Annotated in this window: 21 protein-coding genes; all 21 read left to right on the top strand. The window is 61.9% G+C overall.

Annotated elements, in window-relative coordinates; translation table 11 throughout:
* Positions 1-27: 27 nt before the first annotated feature.
* The 21 genes from fabF (at position 28) to HNO86_RS05870 (ending at position 20,571) form a co-directional block, all read left to right on the top strand.
* Positions 28-1,272 (top strand): beta-ketoacyl-ACP synthase II, encoded by a 1,245-nt coding sequence (fabF, locus tag HNO86_RS05970; RefSeq protein ID WP_175376096.1) that lies wholly within the window; start codon positions 28-30, stop codon positions 1,270-1,272.
* On the top strand, positions 1,272-2,087 hold the full coding sequence (gene pabC / locus HNO86_RS05965; protein WP_175376095.1) for an aminodeoxychorismate lyase: 816 nt from the start codon (positions 1,272-1,274) through the stop codon (positions 2,085-2,087). Before fabF ends, pabC begins: the two co-directional genes overlap by 1 nt.
* Before the next feature lie 3 nt (positions 2,088-2,090).
* A complete protein-coding gene (gene mltG, locus HNO86_RS05960) occupies positions 2,091-3,344 on the top strand; it encodes an endolytic transglycosylase MltG (RefSeq protein ID WP_175376094.1) in 1,254 nt (417 codons plus the stop codon).
* A 19-nt stretch (positions 3,345-3,363) separates the two neighbouring features.
* Positions 3,364-3,996: a dTMP kinase gene (gene tmk / locus HNO86_RS05955; RefSeq protein ID WP_175376093.1), complete on the top strand. Its 633-nt coding sequence runs from the start codon at positions 3,364-3,366 to the stop codon at positions 3,994-3,996.
* Positions 3,989-4,975 (top strand): DNA polymerase III subunit delta', encoded by a 987-nt coding sequence (locus tag HNO86_RS05950; RefSeq protein ID WP_175376092.1) that lies wholly within the window; start codon positions 3,989-3,991, stop codon positions 4,973-4,975. Before tmk ends, HNO86_RS05950 begins: the two co-directional genes overlap by 8 nt.
* A gap of 54 nt (positions 4,976-5,029) precedes the next feature.
* Positions 5,030-5,386 (top strand): PilZ domain-containing protein, encoded by a 357-nt coding sequence (locus HNO86_RS05945; RefSeq protein WP_175376091.1) that lies wholly within the window; start codon positions 5,030-5,032, stop codon positions 5,384-5,386.
* 14 nt (positions 5,387-5,400) lie between these two features.
* Positions 5,401-6,186, top strand: a complete 786-nt coding sequence (locus tag HNO86_RS05940) for a TatD family hydrolase (protein ID WP_175376090.1) — start codon at positions 5,401-5,403, stop codon at positions 6,184-6,186.
* A 342-nt stretch (positions 6,187-6,528) separates the two neighbouring features.
* Positions 6,529-7,167, top strand: a complete 639-nt coding sequence (locus HNO86_RS05935; RefSeq protein WP_175376089.1) for a TetR/AcrR family transcriptional regulator — start codon at positions 6,529-6,531, stop codon at positions 7,165-7,167.
* A gap of 138 nt (positions 7,168-7,305) precedes the next feature.
* A complete protein-coding gene (locus HNO86_RS05930; RefSeq protein WP_175376088.1) occupies positions 7,306-8,274 on the top strand; it encodes a GTP 3',8-cyclase MoaA in 969 nt (322 codons plus the stop codon).
* A gap of 193 nt (positions 8,275-8,467) precedes the next feature.
* The gene (locus HNO86_RS05925) at positions 8,468-9,076 is read left to right on the top strand and encodes a DUF4823 domain-containing protein (protein ID WP_175376087.1); all 609 of its coding nucleotides are present in this window, start codon (positions 8,468-8,470) and stop codon (positions 9,074-9,076) included.
* A gap of 15 nt (positions 9,077-9,091) precedes the next feature.
* On the top strand, positions 9,092-9,652 hold the full coding sequence (locus HNO86_RS05920; protein ID WP_175376086.1) for a DUF1285 domain-containing protein: 561 nt from the start codon (positions 9,092-9,094) through the stop codon (positions 9,650-9,652).
* A gap of 103 nt (positions 9,653-9,755) precedes the next feature.
* Positions 9,756-10,472 (top strand): FadR/GntR family transcriptional regulator, encoded by a 717-nt coding sequence (locus HNO86_RS05915; RefSeq protein WP_175376085.1) that lies wholly within the window; start codon positions 9,756-9,758, stop codon positions 10,470-10,472.
* A 131-nt stretch (positions 10,473-10,603) separates the two neighbouring features.
* Entirely contained in the window at positions 10,604-11,479 is an 876-nt protein-coding gene (locus tag HNO86_RS05910; RefSeq protein ID WP_175376084.1) for an SMP-30/gluconolactonase/LRE family protein, read from the top strand.
* Positions 11,480-11,594: 115 nt separating this feature from the next.
* Positions 11,595-12,416, top strand: coding sequence for an SDR family oxidoreductase (locus HNO86_RS05905; protein WP_175376083.1), 822 nt, complete (start codon positions 11,595-11,597; stop codon positions 12,414-12,416).
* Between the two features lie 128 nt (positions 12,417-12,544).
* Positions 12,545-13,549 carry a substrate-binding domain-containing protein gene (locus tag HNO86_RS05900; protein ID WP_175376082.1) on the top strand — a complete coding sequence of 335 codons (1,005 nt, stop codon included), beginning with the start codon at positions 12,545-12,547 and terminating at the stop codon, positions 13,547-13,549.
* 64 nt (positions 13,550-13,613) lie between these two features.
* Positions 13,614-15,164, top strand: a complete 1,551-nt coding sequence (araG, locus tag HNO86_RS05895) for an L-arabinose ABC transporter ATP-binding protein AraG (RefSeq protein ID WP_175376081.1) — start codon at positions 13,614-13,616, stop codon at positions 15,162-15,164.
* A 12-nt stretch (positions 15,165-15,176) separates the two neighbouring features.
* Entirely contained in the window at positions 15,177-16,145 is a 969-nt protein-coding gene (araH, locus tag HNO86_RS05890) for an L-arabinose ABC transporter permease AraH (RefSeq protein WP_175376080.1), read from the top strand.
* Between the two features lie 126 nt (positions 16,146-16,271).
* Positions 16,272-16,985 (top strand): GntR family transcriptional regulator, encoded by a 714-nt coding sequence (locus tag HNO86_RS05885; protein WP_175376267.1) that lies wholly within the window; start codon positions 16,272-16,274, stop codon positions 16,983-16,985.
* Positions 16,982-17,980, top strand: a complete 999-nt coding sequence (locus HNO86_RS05880; protein WP_175376079.1) for an ADP-ribosylglycohydrolase family protein — start codon at positions 16,982-16,984, stop codon at positions 17,978-17,980. The genes HNO86_RS05885 and HNO86_RS05880 overlap by 4 nt, the downstream gene beginning before the upstream one ends.
* A 202-nt stretch (positions 17,981-18,182) precedes the next feature.
* On the top strand, positions 18,183-19,649 hold the full coding sequence (locus HNO86_RS05875; RefSeq protein ID WP_175376078.1) for a cytosine permease: 1,467 nt from the start codon (positions 18,183-18,185) through the stop codon (positions 19,647-19,649).
* Positions 19,642-20,571 (top strand): PfkB family carbohydrate kinase, encoded by a 930-nt coding sequence (locus HNO86_RS05870; protein ID WP_175376077.1) that lies wholly within the window; start codon positions 19,642-19,644, stop codon positions 20,569-20,571. The genes HNO86_RS05875 and HNO86_RS05870 overlap by 8 nt, the downstream gene beginning before the upstream one ends.
* Positions 20,572-20,590: the final 19 nt, after the last annotated feature.

Raw genomic sequence — 20,590 nt, 5'->3', positions numbered from 1 at the left:
GTCGTCATTTGAAAAAAGGAGAGTGCTGTGTCGCGTAGACGCGTCGTAGTCACCGGTATGGGTATGTTGTCGCCACTGGGCACGGATGTGCCAAGCAGCTGGCAGGGCATTCTGGCTGGCCGCAGTGGCATTGGTCTGATCGAACACACCGACCTTTCTGCCTATTCCACCCGCTTTGGCGGTTCGGTAAAGGGCTTCAATGTCGAGGAATACCTGTCGGTCAAGGAAGCTCGCAAACTTGACCTGTTCATTCAGTACGGTCTGGCCGCAGGCTTCCAGGCAGTACGCAACGCCGGTCTGGAAGTCACCGACGCCAACCGCGAGCGCATTGGCGTGGCCATGGGTTCGGGTATTGGCGGTCTGACCAATATCGAAGAAACCAGCCGCACGCTGCACGAGACCGGTCCGCGACGGATTTCTCCGTTCTTCGTACCAGGCTCGATCATCAATATGATTTCCGGCTTCCTGTCGATCCACCTGGGTGTACAGGGGCCTAACTACGCCATCGCCACTGCGTGTACCACCGGTACGCACTGCATCGGCATGGCCGCTCGCAATATCATGTACGACGAAGCCGACGTGATGATCGCCGGCGGCGCCGAAATGGCCGCCTGTGGCCTGGGCATGGGCGGCTTTGGTGCCTCCCGCGCACTGTCGACCCGCAACGACGAGCCGACCCGTGCCAGCCGTCCATGGGACAAGGGCCGTGACGGCTTCGTTCTGTCCGATGGCGCCGGTGCCCTGGTTCTGGAAGAGCTGGAACACGCCAAGGCCCGTGGCGCGACCATCTATGCCGAGCTGATCGGTTTCGGCACCAGTGGCGACGCCTATCACATGACTTCGCCGCCAGCCGATGGCGCCGGTGCTGCCCGTTGCATCACCAACGCCCTGCGCGACGCGAAGGTCAACGCCGACCAGGTGAACTACATCAACGCCCACGGCACCTCGACGCCGGCCGGCGACCTCGCCGAAGCCCAGGCCATCAAGACCGTGTTCGGCGATCACGCCTACAAGCTGGCGGTCAGCTCCACCAAGTCCATGACCGGTCACCTGCTGGGTGCGGCGGGCGCGGTCGAGGCGATCTTCAGCGTGCTGGCGATCAACAGCCAGGTGGCGCCACCGACCATCAACCTCGATGAGCCGGACGAAGGCTGCGATCTCGATTTCGTGCCGCACACCGCGCGCAACATGGATATCGATGTGGTTCTGTCCAACTCCTTCGGTTTTGGCGGCACCAACGGCTCGCTGGTGTTCCGTCGGTTCGCGGGTTGATGGAAACCTGGGTCGACGGTCAGCCGGCTGACGCACTGTCGCTGAAGGATCGCGGCCTGGCGTATGGCGATGGTCTGTTCGAGACCATCGCCGTGCGCGATGGCTTTCCGGTCATGCTGGATCGCCATCTGGTGCGACTGGCCAGGGGTTGCCATCGCCTGGCGATCAACCTGGATCATGAGGCCGTGGTCACCGAACTGGTGACCTATGCCGAACAACTCAACGAAGGTGTGCTCAAGCTGATCGTGACCCGCGGCGACAGCCTGCGCGGTTACGCTTTCGATCCGTCGACCCCGGCCCGCCGTATTCTGTCGGGCAACCCTCCCGCGGCTTACCCCGATTCCCATGCCGAACAGGGCATTCGCCTGTTCCCGTGCACCACACGACTTTCCCTTCAGCCGCTGCTCGCCGGGCTCAAGCACTTGAACCGTCTCGAGCAGGTGATGGCTCGCGCCGAATGGCGGGACAGCGAACATGCCGAAGGCTTGATGCTCGATCAGGACGCTCGCGTGATCGAAGGCGTGTTCAGCAATCTGTTCCTGGTGCGTGACGGTGTGCTGATCACCGCGGATCTGAGTCGCTGCGGCGTGGAAGGGGTGATGCGTGCCGAACTGTTGTCCCAGGCCGAGTCCTTGGGCATTGCCACGCAAATCACCGATATCACGCTGGAGCAGCTGCAGGACGCCGATGAAGTCTTTGTCTGCAACAGCGTGTATGGCGTTTGGCCGGTGCATGCCTATGCCGACTGTCACTGGCCGGTTGGGCCGCTCACCCGTAAACTCCAAACCATTGCCCACGCGCTACTGGATGTTTGATACGTGAGACGTAAATTCTTGCTTCTGCTGGAAACCGGACTGGTTCTGGCGGGGCTGATGTTGGGCGCTTCGGCCTGGAAAATTCATTCGGCGCTGGTGCAGCCGCTGAATATCACTCAGGAAGAACTGCTGGACGTGCCCAAGGGCACCACCCCCAATCGCACCCTCCTGCGACTCGAAGCCGACGGCCTGATCAAGGACGCGTTCTGGCTGCGCGTTTACTGGCGCTTCAATCTGCCCAAGCAACCTCTGCACAGCGGCGAATACCGCATGGTGCCGGGCATGACGATGGAAGGGTTGATCGACCTGTGGAAACGCGGGGAGATGGTTCAGTACAGCGTGACCCTGGTCGAAGGCTGGAACTTCCGTCAGGTCCGCGCAGCCCTGGCCAAGGAAGAGAAGCTGGAGCACACCCTCGACTCTCTGAGCGACACTCAGGTCATGGACAAGCTCGGGCATGCCGGGATTTTCCCTGAAGGGCGTTTCTTCCCGGACACCTACCGCTTCGTGCGCGGCATGACCGACGTCGAGCTGCTGAAGACCGCCTATGACCGCCTCGACGAAGTGCTGGCCAAAGAGTGGAACCAGCGCTCTGCGGACGTGCCCTACACCGAACCCTATCAAGCCCTGATCATGGCCTCGCTGGTGGAGAAGGAAACCGGTGTGCCACAGGAGCGCGGGCAGATTGCCGGCGTCTTCGTGCGGCGCATGGCGATGGGCATGCTGCTGCAGACCGATCCGACGGTGATCTATGGCCTGGGCGACCGGTACAGTGGCAAGTTGACTCGCGCGCACCTCAAGGAGCCGACGCCGTACAACACCTATGTGATCGCCGGCCTGCCGCCGACGCCGATTGCGATGGTCGGCCGCGAAGCGATCCATGCGGCGCTCAATCCCGTGGCGGGCAACAGCCTGTATTTCGTGGCGCGCGGCGATGGCAGTCATGTGTTCTCCGACGATCTTGATGCCCACAACAACGCCGTGCGCGAGTTCCAGCTCAAGCGTCGCGCGGACTATCGCTCAAGCCCCGCGCCGATCAACGGCACCGAGACTGCGCCAGCTCCGGCCGGACAGACCCAGGCCTTGGAATCCCATGCGCCTGAATCTCCGCCGGCCGAATCCGGTGCCGGGCAGGAGCAGGCACCGATCCCCGCCGCCTCGCCCGATACCGCGCCCGAAGCGCTGCCGCAGGTTCCGCCACAAGAACCTGCGCCTGCTCCCGAGCCGGAAACCACCGCACCGCAAGGCTCGCAATGACTCTGACTAAGGACTGCCTGTGACTGGCTTGTTTATTACGCTGGAAGGCCCGGAAGGCGCCGGCAAGAGCACCAATCGCGAATACCTGGCCGAGCGCCTGCGCGCTGCCGGCATCGAGGTCGTGCTGACCCGCGAACCCGGTGGCACGCCACTGGCCGAGCGCATCCGTGAAGTGCTGCTGGCACCGGTCGATGAGGTGATGAATCCGGACACCGAACTGTTGCTGGTGTTCGCCGCTCGCGCCCAGCATCTGTCCGAGGTGATTCGCCCGGCGTTGGCCCGTGGCGCTGTGGTTTTGTGCGACAGGTTCACAGACTCGACCTACGCCTATCAGGGAGGCGGTCGCGGCCTGTCTCTGGAGCGCATCGCCTCGCTGGAGTCCTTCGTCCAGGGCGATCTGCGCCCGGGTCTGACACTGATTTTCGATCTGCCGGTGGAGGTGGGGATGGCCCGCGCCAGTGCCCGCGGACGCCTGGATCGATTCGAACTCGAAGGCCGGACCTTTTTCGATGCCGTGCGCAGTGCGTTTCTCAAGCGCGCTGAAGCCGAGCCAGCGCGCTATGTGTTGATCGACGCCGCGCAGCCGCTGGCCCAGGTTCAGCAGTCGCTGGATGGCTTGTTGCCGCGCCTTCTGGAGTTGGCCCGTGGCTGAAGCCTATCCGTGGCAGGACAGCCTCTGGCAGCAGTTCGCCGGCCGTACGCAACACGCCCATGCCTACCTGCTGCATGGCCCGGCCGGGATCGGCAAGCGCGCCCTGGCCGAACGCCTGATGGCGAGTCTGCTGTGCCAGCATCCCACCGCGCAGGGCGCCTGTGGCGAATGCAAATCCTGCCTGCTGCTCAAGGCCGGCAGTCATCCCGATAACTACATTCTGGAACCGGAAGAAGCGGACAAGGCGATCAAGGTCGACCAGGTCCGGGATCTGGTGAGTTTTGTGGTGCAGACCGCGCAACTGGGCGGGCGCAAGGTGGTGCTGATCGAGCCGGTTGAGTCGATGAACATCAACGCCGCCAACGCCTTGCTCAAAAGCCTGGAAGAACCTTCCGGCGACACGGTGTTGCTGCTGGTCAGCCACCAGCCGAGCCGTCTGCTGCCGACCATCAAGAGCCGTTGCGTGCAGCAGGCTTGCCCGCTGCCGAGCGAGGCGGCGAGTCTGGCCTGGCTGGCCAACGCTTTGCCAGACTGCACGGAAGAAGAACGCGGCGAATTGCTCACCCTGGCCGCCGGTTCGCCGCTGGCCGCCGCCAACCTCCACGCCCAGGGTGTGCGCGAACAGCGGGCACAGGTGGTCGATGGGGTGAAGAAGCTGCTCAAGCAGCAACAGTCGCCGACACAGCTGGCGGAAGGCTGGAACGCGATCCCGCTGTTGCTGCTGTTCGACTGGTTCTGCGACTGGTCGAACCTGATCCTGCGCTATCAACTGACTCAGGACGAAGAAGGGCTGGGACTGATGGACATGCGCAAGGTCGTGCAATACCTGGCGCAGAAAACCGCCCAGGACAAAGTCCTGAATATTCAGGACTGGATCCTCGCCCAGCGGCAGAAAGTCTTGAGCAAGGCCAACCTCAATCGGGTGTTGTTGCTGGAGGCGCTGCTGGTGCAATGGGCATCGTTGCCTGGCCAGAGGTGAGTGTCTGCGCCTAGACTCTGATTGTCAGCGTAAAGCTCAGCAGTGGAGGTCAGCATGAATGAATCAGTCAGTCCGGGCCCGCGCAACGGTATTTTGTCCCTGAGCATCAAGGACAAATCCGTGCTTTACGCGGCCTACATGCCGTTCATCAAGAATGGCGGCCTGTTTATCCCGACCAACAAGACCTACAAGTTGGGCGATGAGGTATTCATGCTGCTGCACCTGTTCGACGAGCCGGAAAAGATCCCCGTGGCCGGCAAGGTCAGCTGGGTTACCCCGAAGGGCGCCCAGGGCAATCGCGCCGCCGGGGTCGGCGTACAGTTCAATGACGGCGACAACACCGCGCGCAGTCGAATCGAAACCCATCTGGCCGGAGCCCTGAAATCCGACCGTCCCACTCATACGATGTAAGTTGCCGTCCCTTTATGCTTGTAGATTCCCATTGCCACCTCGATCGTCTCGACCTCGCCGCCCATGATGGTTCCCTGGATGCCGCACTCGATGCGGCCCGCCAGCGGGGCGTGGGGCACTTCCTGTGCATTGGTGTCAGCGCGGACAACGCCGCCGACGTCAAGGCCCTGGCCGAGCGCTACGACGATGTCGATTGTTCGGTCGGCGTGCATCCGCTGGACGTGCAGCCAGGCGCCGCGCCGGCGCTGGACTGGCTGCTGCACGAGCTCAATCACCCGCGGGTGGTCGCCATCGGCGAAACCGGCCTGGACTACCACTACGAGCCGGAAGCGGCCGAATTGCAGCAGGAATCGTTCAGGCTGCACCTGCAGGCCGCGCAGCAGACTGGCAAGCCGGTGATCATCCACACCCGTGGCGCCCGCGCCGATACCTTGAACCTGTTGCGTGAAGCGGCGCTGCCGCAAGCCGGCGTGCTGCATTGCTTTACCGAAGACTGGGACATGGCCAAAGAAGCGCTGGACATGGGTTATTACATTTCCTTGTCGGGCATTGTCACATTCCGCAATGCCGACGCACTGCGGGATGTGGCGAGCAAGGTGCCGGCCGATCGTTTGCTGGTGGAAACCGACTCGCCGTACCTGGCGCCGATCCCTCATCGGGGCAAGCCGAACCTGCCGCAGTACGTTCGGGAAGTAGCGGAATTTCTGGCAATGTTGCGAGGTGAGCCTTTCGAGCGATTTGCCGAGCAGACGACCGAGAATTTCAAGCGTCTTTTCCCGCTGGCCCACGTGAAAGGTTAAATCGCAGGCAAAAAAAACCCGGGTTCTGGGGGGTGAATCCGGGTTAAGACCATTAGGAGTAAAACAATGGTACGCGGTCCGTTGGTACCAATATCGGCGTGACACTTGGGGGAGATGTTCCGCCGACAGTTCAAGTATTGATCAGTATTTCAGTCAGTCCAGTTTGTCCGTCGCGGTTTTTAAACAAATTTGGAATACATGCGCTTCAGAAGAGTTCTCATCAACTGGAGGTCTTGCGCGAAATACTCGAGAAACACAGTTATGGTCGGATGATCCGTGCATTTTTGCGTAATTTAGGCATAATACGCGGCTTCGTATTTTGACCCCTACAGACCTTTTCTTATGCACAAAGAACCTCGTAAGGTCCGTGAGTTTCGTCGCCGCGAGCAAGAAATTCTCGATACCGCGCTCAAGCTGTTCCTCGAACAAGGTGAAGACAGTGTCACCGTCGAGATGATTGCTGATGCCGTCGGTATCGGCAAAGGCACGATCTACAAGCACTTCAAGTCCAAGGCCGAGATCTACCTGCGCCTGATGCTCGACTACGAGCGCGATTTGAACGAGCTGCTGCATTCGGCCGACGTCGACAAGGACAAGGAAGCCCTGTCCCGCGCCTACTTCGAATTCCGCATGCGCGATCCGCAGCGTTATCGCCTGTTCGACCGCCTGGAAGAGAAGGTGGTCAAGGGCAACCAGGTGCCGGAGATGATCGAGGAGCTGCACAAGATCCGCGCCTCGAACTTCGAGCGCCTGACCCTGCTGATCAAGGGCCGGATCAGCGAAGGCAAGCTTGAAGACGTTCCGCCCTATTTCCACTACTGCGCATCCTGGGCGCTGGTGCACGGTGCCGTGGCGCTGTATCACTCGCCGTTCTGGAGCAACGTGCTGGAAGACCAGGAAGGCTTCTTCCAGTTTCTGATGGATATCGGCGTGCGCATGGGCAACAAGCGCAAGCGCGATACCGACACGTCGAGCAGCTAAGACATTCAGTTGCCTGATTGCGCCATGATTTTGCTATTTGGTGCAGTGTCGCAGGAATATACTCAGGCGTAGGACTTGCTAAAACTTGAATTGTGAGTCAAGTTTTGCCGGTCCGAATCTTCTTTCGCCGGAGTGACCATGATCGTTGACCGTCAAGGCAGGCGTTTTCGCAATTTGCGGGTCAGCCTGACCTCAGCCTGCAATTATGCCTGTACCTACTGCGTGCCCAACGGCAAGCGGCTGGTGGCTGCGCAGGATGAGTTGTCGGCCGAGGCCATGGCACGCGGTGTCGCCTATCTGATCGAGGCCGCAGGCATCGAGCGTCTGCGCATTACCGGCGGCGAGCCGCTGGTCAGCCCGAAACTCGAAACCTTCATGACGGCGGTCGGGCAGATGGGTCTTGAAGACATCAGCCTGACCACCAACGGTCAACTGCTGGCGAAAAAGCTGCCGCTGCTGGTCAATGCCGGCATTCGGCGCATCAACGTTTCCCTCGATACCCTGGATCCCGGCGCGTTCCGCGGCATTGCCCGTGGCGGCGATCTGGCTACCGTGCTCGACGGCATGGAACAGGCCCGCGCGGCCGGCATGAAGATCAAGGTCAACATGGTCCCGCTGCGGGGGCAGAACCTCGATCAGGTGATGCCGCTGCTGGATTACTGCCTGGAGCGTGGTTACGAACTGCGTTTCATCGAGCTGATGCGCATGGGCCATCTGGCCAGCGACTCCAACACCTTCCTGCAGCAGTTCGTCAGCCTGCAACAACTGCTGAGCCTGATTGGCGAACGTTATGAGTATCTGCAGGCCAATGCGCCGGTGGATGCCACGGCGGTGCGTTACCAGATTCCGGGGTTGGGGCACTTTGGCGTGATCGCCAACGAAAGCGTGCCGTTCTGCCGTACCTGTTCACGGCTGCGACTGTCTTCCACGGGCTGGCTGCATGGCTGCCTGTCTTCGAGTAATCGTCACTATGTCGGCGATCTGCTGGACAAGCCGCGTCACCAGGCATTGCCGTCCTTGCAGCGCCTGTTGGTCAAGGCCTTGGGTGACAAGCAGGAAGTGGCGTTTTCCGGTGGCGCGACCGTGATGAAAATCATCGGCGGTTGAACCGACCTCTTCGCGGGCAAGCCTCGCTCCTACAGGATTTGCATTCGCGGGCAAGTCTCGCTCCTACAGGATTTGTAGGAGCGAGGCTTGCCCGCGAATGCTATCTCCCTCACAACGATGCTCCCAAGCTGGCGCGGAAGCTGCATCCCACGGCCATTCGCCGGTTTTCCGACACCGGCCTCTGGAGGATAGGATGCGTAGCCTGGTTTTGCTGCTGGCCGTTTTGGCGCTTGGCGGCTGCATGAATGTCAGCGATATGGCCGAAGGGGCTCGCTACCATATGAGCGACGCCGGCTTTCTGGATCACAGCGACAGCCGTCGCGTGAACAACCTGCGCATTCAGCCGGACTCGTTCGTCTACATCGCCCAGGGCGCTTTCATGCCGCCAGGTGGCACCGCTTACCCGCGTCCCAACGTGATCGCCGAAGTCGCTTTCGACGGTTTCATCGAATACTTCCCGATGGTCCGCCGCGCCCGAGGGCCTGTCGGCCTGGACGAAGCGATGAACGAAGCCCGTTCCGCCGGCGCCCATTACCTGCTCTATACCCGCTTCGCCAAGGCCGATGACCGCATCGGCAACTCCGACGAATGGCTGGATCAGGAAGCGATCGATCGCTTGGGGATCGACACCGGCGTGATTCAGATCATGTTGATCGAGACCAGCACCCAGTATTTGATCGATACTGCACGTATCAAGAGTCGTGGCGGTTTACTGACGTTCCACGACGAAAAGCCAGAAGACCTGATGGGCCCGCCGCTTGAGCAATACGCTCGCAGTCTGTTGGGGCTCAGCGACCAGTAATCCAAGGAGATCGCCATGAGTGGCCCGCAAAAAGCCAACGACCTGTTGGGGCAAATCCCCAAGACCCAAGGCTTGCCGCCGGTCCACCTGTGGAACCCGGACTTCTGCGGCGACATCGACATGCGCATCGCCCGCGACGGCACCTGGTATTACCTGGGCACGCCGATCGGGCGCAAGCCGATGGTCAAGCTGTTCTCCACCATCATTCGCCGCGACGGCGATGATTACTTCCTCATCACCCCGGTCGAGAAGGTCGGCATCAAGGTCGACGACGCACCGTTCGTGGCTATTGCGGTGGACGTGGAAGGCGAGGGCGAGTCGCAGGTCCTGCGCTTTACCACCAATGTCGACGAAACCACCGAGGCCGGGGCCGAGCATCCGATTCGCGTGATGATCGATCCACAGACCCAGGAGCCTGCGCCTTACGTGCATGTGCGCAGCAATCTTGAGTCGTTGATTCATCGCAATGTGTTCTATCAGTTGGTGGAGCTGGCGGTGAGTCGTGAGATCGATGGGCAGCGCTGGCTGGGTGTGTGGAGTGGGGGAGAGTTCTTCCCCATCGGCCTCGAGCCCTGACGCATGACCCTTGTGGGAGCGAGTGTTTCCTGAAAAATCAATTTGACACCCAATCGTATGATGATTAGCGTGTGCCTCCATCGCACACGCTTCCGAGGTGTCCATGTCCAGCAGTTTTCACGCCTCGACCGTCGACTGGCTCGGTTGCTGGATCGCCGCCGGGCAGGTCAAGCCCGGTGAGTCGCTCAAGGTGGAAGCCGATCTCGGTGAACAGCTGGGCGTCAGCCGCACGGTCATTCGCGAAGCCATCAAGACGCTCGTCGCCAAAGGCATGCTCGAAGTCGGGCCGAAGGTCGGCACTCGTGTACTGCCGGTCAAGCGCTGGAACCTCTTCGATCCGCAAGTCGTCGGCTGGCTTTCCCGTGGCGGATTACCGGAAAACTTCGTCGACGATCTGCTCGACCTGCGCCGCACCATCGAACCGATGGCCGTGCGCTGGGCCTGCGAGCGCGCCACCGTCGAACAGGTGGAAGCCATCCTGCTCGCCTGCAACGCCCTGGAACGGGCCGTGGACAGCGGCATCGACTACAACCGCGCCGACCAGCTCTTCCACGAGTGCATCCTCGCCGCCAGCCACAACCAATTCATTGAACAAATGGTCCCGGCCCTCGGCGCGCTGCTGGCGGTGTGCTTCGAAGTGTCCGCCGCCGACCCCGACGAGTTGCGTCGCACCTTGCCGATTCACAAGGACATGGCCGAAGCCATCGCCGCCCGGGATGCTGCGCGGGGTGTCTGGGCCTGTATGACCCTGATCGATAACGCAGACCTTGCGATCAAGCGCTACTACCCGCAGGTCATGGCGGACAAGAAAACCGGCTGATACACCGCAAACCCATTGTGGGAGCGGGCTTGCTCGCGAATGCGGTGGGTCAGCCAACATCAATGTCGACTGATACACCGCATTCGCGAACAAGCCCACAGTATAAAAACAAGAACAAATCAGGAGGTTTCATGACGTGGACCGCAGTCACCGAACACCGTGCCCAACTCGGCGAAGGCCCGTTCTGGGATGCGCCCACCCAGGCGCTCTACTGGGTGGACATCGCCGGCAAACAAGCCCTGCGGCTGATCGGCGCCAATGTGCAGATCTGGCAGATGCCCGAACACGTGTCGGCCTTCATCCCCTGCACCAGCGGCGATGCGCTGGTGACCTTGAGCAGCGGCGTTTACCGCCTCGACCTGAACTCCCCAGGTCTTGAACCGCGCCTGACCCTGTTCTGCGTCGCCGATCCGCAACCCGGCAATCGTGGCAACGAAGCCCGCTGCGACGCTCAGGGTCGGCTCTGGCTTGGCACCATGCAAAACAACATCGGCGAGAACGGCGAAGACCTGCCCCTCGAGCGACGTTCCGGCGGGCTGTTTCGTATCGATCGTGATGCGCGGGTAACCCCGCTGCTGCGCGGCCTCGGCATCCCCAATACCTTGCTCTGGAGCGACGACGCCACCACGGTCTATTTCGGCGACAGCCTCGACGGCACGCTGTATCGGCATTTCATCCGCACCGACGGCAACCTGGAACCGGCGCAAACCTGGTTTGGCCCCCATCGTCGCGGCGGTCCGGACGGCTCGGCGATGGATGCCGAAGGTTTTATCTGGAACGCCCGCTGGGACGGCAGTTGCCTGCTCAGGCTGGCACCGGACGGCCAGATTGATCGGGTCATCGAGCTGCCTGTCAGCCGTCCGACCAGTTGCGTTTTTGGCGGTCCCGACCTGAAAACCCTGTACATCACCAGCGCCGCCAGCCCCCTCGATCACCCGCTGGACGGTGCCGTGTTGTCGATTCAGGTGGATGTCGCAGGAAAGCTCTGTACGAGATTTGCCGGCTAAATCCCAAAATATGGGATGCAAAATTATATATTGAGATTAATCCGGTGCCGGGTTTATAGTCGGCACCATCGTTCCACGATGCACTCACACTTAAAAAAACAAGATTGGTGAAGTGATGCAGCGATATCCCCTCGAACTGCCGCCGGTGCCTGAACCGCCCAAGGGCGAGCGCCTCAAAGACAAGGTCGTGCTGCTGACCGGTGCCGCTCAGGGCATTGGCGAGGCCATTGTCGCGGCCTTCGCCTGCCAGCAGGCGAAGTTGGTCATCAGTGACATCCAGGCCGACAAGGTCGAAAAAGTCGCGGCTCACTGGCGTGACCAAGGTGCGGACGTGGTGGCGATCAAGGCTGACGTTTCCCGTCAGCAGGACCTGCACGCCATGGCCCGGCTTGCGGTCGAGCGCCACGGTCGGATCGACGTGCTGGTCAATTGCGCCGGGATCAACGTATTCCGCGATCCCCTGCTGATGACCGAAGACGACTGGCACCGTTGCTTCGCCATCGACCTCGACGGCGCCTGGTACGGCTGCAAGGCGGTATTGCCGCAGATGATCGAGCAGGGCGTCGGCAGTATCATCAACATCGCCTCCACCCATTCCAGCCACATCATTCCCGGCTGCTTCCCTTATCCGGTGGCCAAGCACGGTCTGCTCGGCCTGACCCGCGCCCTGGGCATCGAATACGCGCCCAAGGGCATTCGCGTGAATGCCATTGCGCCGGGCTACATCGAAACCCAATTGAACGTCGATTACTGGAACGGCTTTGCCGATCCCCATGCCGAACGCCAGCGCGCCTACGACCTGCATCCGCCCAAACGCATCGGCCAGCCGATCGAAGTGGCGATGACCGCGGTGTTCCTGGCCAGCGACGAGGCGCCGTTCATCAACGCTTCCTGCATCACCATCGATGGTGGCCGTTCAGTGATGTATCACGACTGAATGTCCGGGATTTCACGCGCATCAATACGCCTGAAATCCAATCATCATACGATATGACTATTGGTAACTCGGTTTCACCGCTTTATGGCTTTCAAAGAATGCTCAAAAAAATAACAAGGAGTCAGCTTATGAATCGTCGTCATGCCATCCGTTCCCTGTGCTGCGCCGCATTGGCGGCCAGCGCATTCAGCCTCAGCGGCCCGCTGCTGGCGGCCGAGGAGGTGAAAATCGGTTTCCTGGTCAAGCAGGCTGAGGAGCCGTGGTTCCAGACCGAATGGGCCTTCGCCGAAAAGGCCGGCAAGGAGAAGGGCTTCACCCTGATCAAGATTGCCGTGCCTGACGGCGAGAAAACCCTTTCGGCCATCGACAGCCTGGCGGCCAACGGCGCCAAGGGCTTCGTGATCTGCCCGCCGGATGTTTCCCTGGGCCCGGCGATCATGGCCAAGGCCAAGCTCAACGATCTGAAAGTGATCGCCGTCGACGACCGTTTCGTCGACGCCAACGGCAAGTTCATGGAAGACGTTCCGTACCTGGGCATGGCGGCGTTCGAGGTCGGCCAGAAGCAGGGCGCCGCGATGGCCGCCGAAGCGAAGAAACGCGGCTGGGAGTGGAAAGACACCTACGCCGTGATCAACACCTACAACGAACTCGACACCGGCAAGAAGCGCACCGACGGTTCGGTCAAGGCGCTGGAAGACGCCGGCATGCCGAAGGATCACATCCTGTTTTCGGCACTGAAAACCCTGGACGTGCCAGGCAGCATGGACGCCACCAACTCGGCGCTGGTGAAACTGCCGGGTGCGGCGAAGAACCTGATCATCGGCGGCATGAACGACAACACCGTGCTGGGCGGCGTGCGCGCCACCGAGGCTGCCGGTTTTGCCGCGGCGAACGTGATCGGCATCGGCATCAACGGCACCGACGCCATCGGCGAGCTGAAAAAGCCCAACAGCGGCTTCTACGGGTCGATGCTGCCCAGCCCGCACATCGAGGGCTACAACACCGCGAGCATGATGTACGAGTGGGTCACCACCGGCAAAGAACCGGCGAAATACACCGCGATGGACGACGTGACCCTGATCACCCGCGACAACTTCAAGCAGGAACTGGAAAAGATCGGTCTGTGGAACTGAAGGCCGGTTGATTTCATCGGCGGCCCCGGCAGCGGGGCCGCCTGATCTGTGTGACGAGGTGGTTATGGCGCAAACACAATTACAACAACCGGCCGCATTCCCGTCGGGCGGCAGCCTGCGTTTCAACGGGATCGGCAAGACCTTTCCCGGCGTGAAGGCGCTGGACAACATCAACTTCATCGCCCATCCCGGGCAGGTTCATGCCCTGATGGGCGAGAACGGCGCGGGCAAGTCGACCCTGCTGAAAATCCTCGGCGGTGCCTACATTCCGAGCAGCGGCGACCTGCGGATCGGCGACCGCACCCACGTGTTCAAATCCACCGCCGACAGCATCGGCAGTGGCGTGGCGGTAATTCACCAGGAACTGCACCTGGTGCCGGAAATGACCGTTGCCGAAAACCTGTTCCTCGGCCATCTGCCGGCCAGTTTCGGCCTGATCAATCGTCGCCAGTTACGCCAGCAGGCGCTGGCCTGCCTCAAGGGCCTGGCCGACGAAATCGATCCGCAGGAGAAAGTCGGTCGCCTGTCCCTGGGCCAGCGGCAACTGGTGGAAATCGCCAAGGCCCTGTCCCGTGGCGCCCATGTGATCGCCTTCGACGAACCCACCAGCAGCCTGTCGGCGCGGGAGATCGATCGCTTGATGGCGATCATCGGGCGCCTGCGTGACGAAGGCAAAGTGGTGCTGTACGTCTCCCACCGCATGGAAGAGGTGTTTCGCATCTGCAATGCGGTGACCGTGTTCAAGGACGGTCGCTACGTGCGCACTTTCGAGGACATGAGCGAGCTGACCCACGATCAGTTGGTGACCTGCATGGTCGGCCGCGACATCCAGGACATCTACGACTATCGCTCGCGTCCGCGCGGTGCGGTGGCGCTGAAGGTCGACGGCCTGCTAGGCCCTGGCTTGCGCGAGCCGATGAGTTTCGAGGCGCACAAAGGCGAGATCCTCGGGCTGTTCGGTCTGGTCGGCGCTGGCCGCACGGAGCTGTTCCGCCTGCTCAGCGGGCTGGAGCGCAACACCGCCGGGCGTCTGGAATTGCGCGGCCATGAGCTCAAGCTGCACTCGCCTCGGGATGCCATCGCCGCCGGCATTCTGCTGTGCCCGGAGGACCGCAAGAAGGAGGGCATCATTCCGCTGGCCAGCGTCGCCGAAAACATCAACATCAGTGCACGCCCGGCTCATTCCGGATTCGGCTGCCTGATCCGCGGGCTCTGGGAAAAGAACAACGCCGACAAACAGATCAAGGCACTGCGGGTGAAGACGCCCCACGCCGGGCAACCGATCAAGTTCCTGTCCGGCGGCAATCAGCAGAAGGCGATTCTCGGTCGCTGGCTGTCGATGCCGATGAAGATCCTGCTGCTCGACGAGCCTACCCGTGGCATCGACGTCGGCGCCAAGGCCGAGATCTACCAGATCATCCACAACCTGGCCGCCAGCGGCATCGCGGTGATCGTGGTGTCCAGCGACCTGATGGAAGTGATGGGCATTTCCGACCGCATCCTGGTGATGTGCGAAGGGGTGATGCGCGGCGAGCTGAGCCGCGAACAGGCCAATGAATCCAACCTGCTGCAACTGGCTTTGCCGCGCCAACGCGCTGACGGCGTGGCGAACTGAGAGGTGACTATGATGACAACCCAAAACGAAACCCTGCCGACTGCGCGCAAGCCTCTGGACCTGCGGCGCTTTGTCGATGACTGGGCCATGCTGGCGGCTGCGGTCGGGATCTTCGTGCTCTGCACCTTGCTGATCGACAACTTCCTTTCGCCGCTGAACATGCGTGGCCTGGGGCTGGCGATCTCGACCACCGGTATTGCCGCGTGCACCATGCTGTATTGCCTGGCGTCCGGGCATTTCGACCTGTCGGTGGGCTCGGTGATTGCCTGCGCCGGCGTGGTGGCGGCGGTGGTGATGCGCGACACCAACAGCGTGTTCCTCGGGATTTCCGCCGCGTTGTGCATGGGCCTGATCGTCGGCCTGATCAACGGCATCGTGATCGCCAAGCTGCGGGTCAATGCGCTGATCACCACACTGGCGACCATGCAGATCGTCCGCGGCCTGGCCTACATCTTCGCCAACGGCAAGGCGGTGGGCGTGTCCCAGGAATCGTTCTTCGTCTACGGCAACGGCCAGCTGTTCGGCGTGCCCGTGCCGATCCTGATCACCATCGTCTGCTTCCTGTTCTTCGGCTGGCTGCTGAACTACACCACCTACGGGCGCAACACCATGGCCATCGGCGGCAACCAGGAAGCGGCGCTGTTGGCCGGGGTCAACGTGGACCGGACCAAGATCATGATCTTCGCCGTGCATGGCGTGATCGGTGCTTTGGCCGGAGTGATCCTGGCCTCGCGCATGACCTCCGGCCAACCGATGATCGGCCAGGGGTTCGAGCTGACAGTGATATCGGCCTGCGTTCTGGGCGGGGTTTCCTTAAGCGGCGGGATCGGAATGATCCGGCATGTGATTGCCGGGGTGCTGATCCTGGCGATCATTGAAAACGCGATGAACCTGAAGAACATCGACACCTTTTATCAGTACGTGATTCGGGGTTCGATTCTGTTGCTGGCGGTGGTGATTGACCGTTTGAAGCAGCGTTGACACCACCTCCTGTGGGAGCGGGCAAGCCCGCTTCCACAGGGAATTGGGTAACCCCCGACCCTCCTTCTGTCATCTCCCCACAAATATTTCTTGCTCGAAACAATTGGTTTCATGTTCAATTTGTACATGATTAGACAGGTTCGATTCGACAAGAAAAAAAGGGTAGTCGATGAGCTCATCCGGCGTATTGAAAGCGGCCTTCTGGAGGACGGGTTTCATTTGCCGGGCGAGCATCAGTTGGCTCAGGAATTCAAAGTCAGCCGAGGTACTTTGCGTGAAGCGCTGGCCGAGTTGAAACGGCGCAACTACATCGCGACGCAAAGCGGGGTAGGGTCCATCGTCACGTTTGACGGTGTGGTGCTCGACCAGCGCAACGGCTGGGCCCAGGCTCTGGCCGACAACGGGTCGCTGGTCAATACCGAGGTGCTGCGGCTGGAGGCGGTGACGCGTCCCGACCTGCTGTCGCGTTTCGGCACCGACCAATTCATCACACTGGACCGCCGACGCCGCTCCAACGACGGCACGCTGGTCTCCCTCGAACGCTCATTGATGCCCGCAACGGGTGGCCTGGAAGGCTTGCCGCGGGTCGGTTTGATCGATAACTCCCTGACCATCACGCTGGCCGCCTACGGCTATATCGGTGAGCGCGGCGATCAATGGATCGGCGCCGAACCGCTGAGCGCCGAAGATGCCGAACTGCTGGGACGTCCGGCGGGCACGGTATTCCTCAAGGCCTTGCGTACTACCTACGACCGGCAGAACCGCTTCATGGAACAAGTGGAAAGCCTGCTCGACCCCGTGCATTTCCGCATGCACCTGCAATTTGGAAACCCGAAATGACTGCGCTCAATCGTGCCCTGGGCGCGTTCTATGGCCTGGCCCTGGGCGACGCCTTGGGCATGCCGACCCAATCCCTGAGCCGCGACGACATCAAGGCGCGCTTCGGTGAAATCAAGGACCTGCAGGACGCCGGTCCCCTGCAACCGATTGCCGCCAACATGCCCAAGGGCTCGATCACCGACGACACCGAACAGGCGATCCTGGTCGGTCAGTTGCTGGTCGATGGCAAAGGCCGGATCGAACCCGCGCAACTCGCCCGGCGTTTGATCGAGTGGGAAGCCGAGATGCAGGCCAAGGGCTCGCAGGACCTGCTCGGCCCTTCGACCAAACGTGCGATCGAGATGATCCTCGCCGGTCATTCGCCGGAGGAGGCCGGGCGTTACGGCACCACCAACGGCGCAGCGATGCGCATCACGCCTGTCGGGATTGCCGCGGACGTGAGCGATCCGCAGCGTTTCATCGAGGCGGTGATTCAAGCCTGCCAGGTCACCCACAACACCACGCTGGGCATCTCCAGTGCGGCGGCGGTGGCGGCGGTGATTTCCGCCGGGATCAACGGCATGGCCCTGGGCGAGGCGCTGAGCCTCGCCCAGCACATCGCCCAACAGGCGCAGAGCCACGGCCACTGGGTTGCCGGTGGACGCATCGCTTCGCGCATCGGTTGGGCACAGACCCTCAGCGTCGACAGCGACAAGGCGGCGCTCGCCGATTTGCTGTACGACGTGATCGGCACTTCGGTGGCTTCGCAGGAGTCGGTGGTGGTGTCGTTTGCCCTGGCCCAGCAGGTGGCCATGGGTGAGATGACCGCCTTCGACGCGCTGTGCATGGCGGCGAGCCTGGGGGGCGACACCGATACCATCGCGGCGATTCTCGGCGCGATGCTGGGGGCCTGCCTGGGTCTGGAGATCTGGCCGTCGGCGATGATCGACAAGGTCAAGGCCGTCAATGATCTGGAGTTGGAACCTTTGGTTAAAAGGCTGCTTTCGCTGCGCTGAATGGCAGGCAAACCCGCTCCCACAACTACCCGACGTCCAATGTAGGAGCTGCCGAAGGCTGCGATCTTTTGATCTTGCTTTGTATAAATCAAAAGATCGCAGCCTCGTTCCACTCGACAACTCCTACAGAGAGCGGGGCGGGTGTTGCAGGCCAAAATCTGATTTGCCCACAACCACAAAAATGGCAACAGGAGCATTTTTCATGAGTTCATCGAACGCCGGGCAGAACGCCGGGCAGCTGGAAACACGCGGCATCGAACCGGTGCCGGAGGCCGAGTGCAACGGGCATCCGCTGCAGCTGTTCTGGGTCTGGTTCGCCGCCAACATTTCCATCCTCGGCCTGCCGCTGGGCGCGACCCTGGTGGCCTTTCGCGGGCTGGCGATCTGGCAGGCGATCATTGTCGCCATCCTCGGTGCCGCCGGTTCCTTCGCGGTGGTCGGGGTCATCTCCATCGCCGGTCGCCGTGGCCGCGCGCCGAGCCTGACCCTGTCGCGGGCGATCTTCGGCGTGCGCGGCAACATCGGCCCGACCCTGGTCTCGCTGATGTCGCGCCTGGGCTGGGAAACCGTCAACACCACCACCGCCGCCTTCGTGCTGCTGTCGCTGTGCTCGATCCTGTTCGGCTCGCCGGTGGAAGCGAAAAGCGCGCCGCTGCTGACCCTCACCTTCATCGCCATCTTCGTGCTGCTGACCCTGTCGGTCTCGGGCCTCGGCCACGCCACCTTGCTGGTGATCCAGAAATGGGCGACCTATGTGTTTGGTGCGCTGAACATCCTGGTCGGTGGTTTTCTCTGCGCCACCATCGACTGGAGCGCGGTGTTCAACGCCACGCCCGCGCCCATGAGCGCGATGATCATCGGCATCGGCACCATGGCCGCCGGCACAGGCATCGGCTGGGCCAACGCCGGCGCGGACATGTCGCGCTATCAGCATCGCAGCGTGAAAGCCGTGCGCCTGGTGGCGTCTGCCGCGTTCGGCGCGGGCATTCCGCTGGTGCTGTTGATCACCCTCGGCGGCCTGCTGTCGGTGGGCAACGATGACCTGGCCCAGGCCACCGATCCGATCATCGCCATCCGCGACATGCTGCCGACCTGGATGGCCGTGCCGTACCTGATCACCGCGTTCGGCGGCCTGCTGCTGTCGAACAACCTGTCGGTGTACTCCGCCGGCCTGACCACATTGACCCTGGGTCTGAAGGTCAAGCGCGTGTATGCGGTGGTGGTGGACATCGTTGCGATCTTCGCCGGTTCCATCTACTTCATGCTGATCGCCGACAGCTTCTACGGCCCGTTCATCACCTTCATTTCCCTGCTGGCGGTGCCGATCACCGCGTGGGTCGGAATCTTCGTGGTCGACCTGATTCACCGTCACTACTACAGCCCCAAGGACCTGCTGGATGTCAGCCCGAGCAGCGCCTACTGGTATCAGGGCGGTGTGGAGTGGCGGGCGTTCGGCGCCTGGGCGCTGGCGATCGTGCTGGGTTTCAGCTTCACCACCATCGGCACCACGGCGCAAAACGTCTGGTTCAAGGGCTTCCTGTCCGACTCATGGCTGGGGCACAACGGCCTCGGCTGGATCGTGACCTTCGTCGTGGCCGGCGGGATTTACTTTGTACTCGGTGGCGCCAGGGATCGTCGCGCTGCGTTGAACGAGAATGCTCATGCCTAAGATGTTGCACACAGGCCAGGTCATCATCGACCTGGTCATGGCGGTGGATCAGTTGCCGCAAGCGGGCGGCGATGTGCTGGCCCAGTCGGCCAGTTTCGAAGCCGGTGGCGGTTTCAACGTGATGGCCGCCGCCGCGCGTAACGGCCTGCCGGTGATCTACCTGGGACGCCACGGCAGCGGACGCTTCGGTGACCTGGCCCGCGAGGCGATGAACGCTGAAGGCATCCGCATTGGCCTCGCCGGTCGTGCCGAGCGGGATACCGGGTTGTGCGTGGCGATCACCGATGCATCGGCCGAGCGCAGTTTCGTGTCCTACATCGGCGCCGAAGGCGACCTGACGGCCGAGGATCTCGCTGATGTGAAGGTGGAGGCGGGCGACTACGTGTACGTCAGCGGCTACAGCCTGCTGCTGACCGGCAAGGGGCAGGCGCTGGTGGACTGGGTGCTGGCGTTGCCGGAGCAGGTCAAGGTGGTGTTCGATCCGGGGCCGCTGGTGGAGTCGCCGGATGCGCCGCTGCTGCAGGCGCTGCTGACGCGCATCGATCTGTGGACCAGCAACGGCGTCGAGGCGCTGAGGATTACCGGGGCGCCGGATATCGCCGGGGCGCTGGATCTGCTGGCCGGGCTGCTTCCTGCCAAGGTGTTGATGGTGGTGCGGGACGGGCCGCAGGGGTGCTGGATCAGTCAGGGTTCCGAGCGTCGGCATGTGCCGGGGTTCAAGGTTCAGGCGGTGGACAGCAATGGTGCCGGTGATGCACATGCCGGGGTGTTTGTCGCGGGGTTGGCGCGGGGGTTGTCGGCGTTTGAGGCGGCGCGGCGGGCGAATGCGGCGGCGGCATTGGCGGTGACTCGGTGGGGGCCGGCGACTGCGCCGGGGGTTGCTGAGGTTGATGCTTTGATCAACAAGACTTTCAGCGCCTGATCTGCCGTCATCGCGGGCT

The organism is Pseudomonas sp. C1C7, assembly GCF_013359595.1.
In the GTDB taxonomy this organism is placed as follows: domain Bacteria; phylum Pseudomonadota; class Gammaproteobacteria; order Pseudomonadales; family Pseudomonadaceae; genus Aquipseudomonas.
Note: the sequence above shows the minus strand (reverse complement) of the source record. Positions and strands in the feature narration are given on the sequence as shown.

Coding starts and splice junctions, on each gene's coding strand:
- HNO86_RS05925 (WP_175376087.1), top strand. CDS start 8,468: ATGCGTAGCCTGGTTTTGCTGCTGGCCGTTTTGGCGCTTGGCGGCTGC.
- araG (WP_175376081.1), top strand. CDS start 13,614: ATGGCGCAAACACAATTACAACAACCGGCCGCATTCCCGTCGGGCGGC.
- HNO86_RS05945 (WP_175376091.1), top strand. CDS start 5,030: ATGAATGAATCAGTCAGTCCGGGCCCGCGCAACGGTATTTTGTCCCTG.
- HNO86_RS05875 (WP_175376078.1), top strand. CDS start 18,183: ATGAGTTCATCGAACGCCGGGCAGAACGCCGGGCAGCTGGAAACACGC.
- HNO86_RS05900 (WP_175376082.1), top strand. CDS start 12,545: ATGAATCGTCGTCATGCCATCCGTTCCCTGTGCTGCGCCGCATTGGCG.
- araH (WP_175376080.1), top strand. CDS start 15,177: ATGACAACCCAAAACGAAACCCTGCCGACTGCGCGCAAGCCTCTGGAC.
- HNO86_RS05920 (WP_175376086.1), top strand. CDS start 9,092: ATGAGTGGCCCGCAAAAAGCCAACGACCTGTTGGGGCAAATCCCCAAG.
- HNO86_RS05940 (WP_175376090.1), top strand. CDS start 5,401: ATGCTTGTAGATTCCCATTGCCACCTCGATCGTCTCGACCTCGCCGCC.
- HNO86_RS05905 (WP_175376083.1), top strand. CDS start 11,595: ATGCAGCGATATCCCCTCGAACTGCCGCCGGTGCCTGAACCGCCCAAG.
- pabC (WP_175376095.1), top strand. CDS start 1,272: ATGGAAACCTGGGTCGACGGTCAGCCGGCTGACGCACTGTCGCTGAAG.
- HNO86_RS05910 (WP_175376084.1), top strand. CDS start 10,604: ATGACGTGGACCGCAGTCACCGAACACCGTGCCCAACTCGGCGAAGGC.
- HNO86_RS05870 (WP_175376077.1), top strand. CDS start 19,642: ATGCCTAAGATGTTGCACACAGGCCAGGTCATCATCGACCTGGTCATG.
- HNO86_RS05880 (WP_175376079.1), top strand. CDS start 16,982: ATGACTGCGCTCAATCGTGCCCTGGGCGCGTTCTATGGCCTGGCCCTG.
- HNO86_RS05930 (WP_175376088.1), top strand. CDS start 7,306: ATGATCGTTGACCGTCAAGGCAGGCGTTTTCGCAATTTGCGGGTCAGC.
- HNO86_RS05885 (WP_175376267.1), top strand. CDS start 16,272: ATGATTAGACAGGTTCGATTCGACAAGAAAAAAAGGGTAGTCGATGAG.
- HNO86_RS05915 (WP_175376085.1), top strand. CDS start 9,756: ATGTCCAGCAGTTTTCACGCCTCGACCGTCGACTGGCTCGGTTGCTGG.
- HNO86_RS05935 (WP_175376089.1), top strand. CDS start 6,529: ATGCACAAAGAACCTCGTAAGGTCCGTGAGTTTCGTCGCCGCGAGCAA.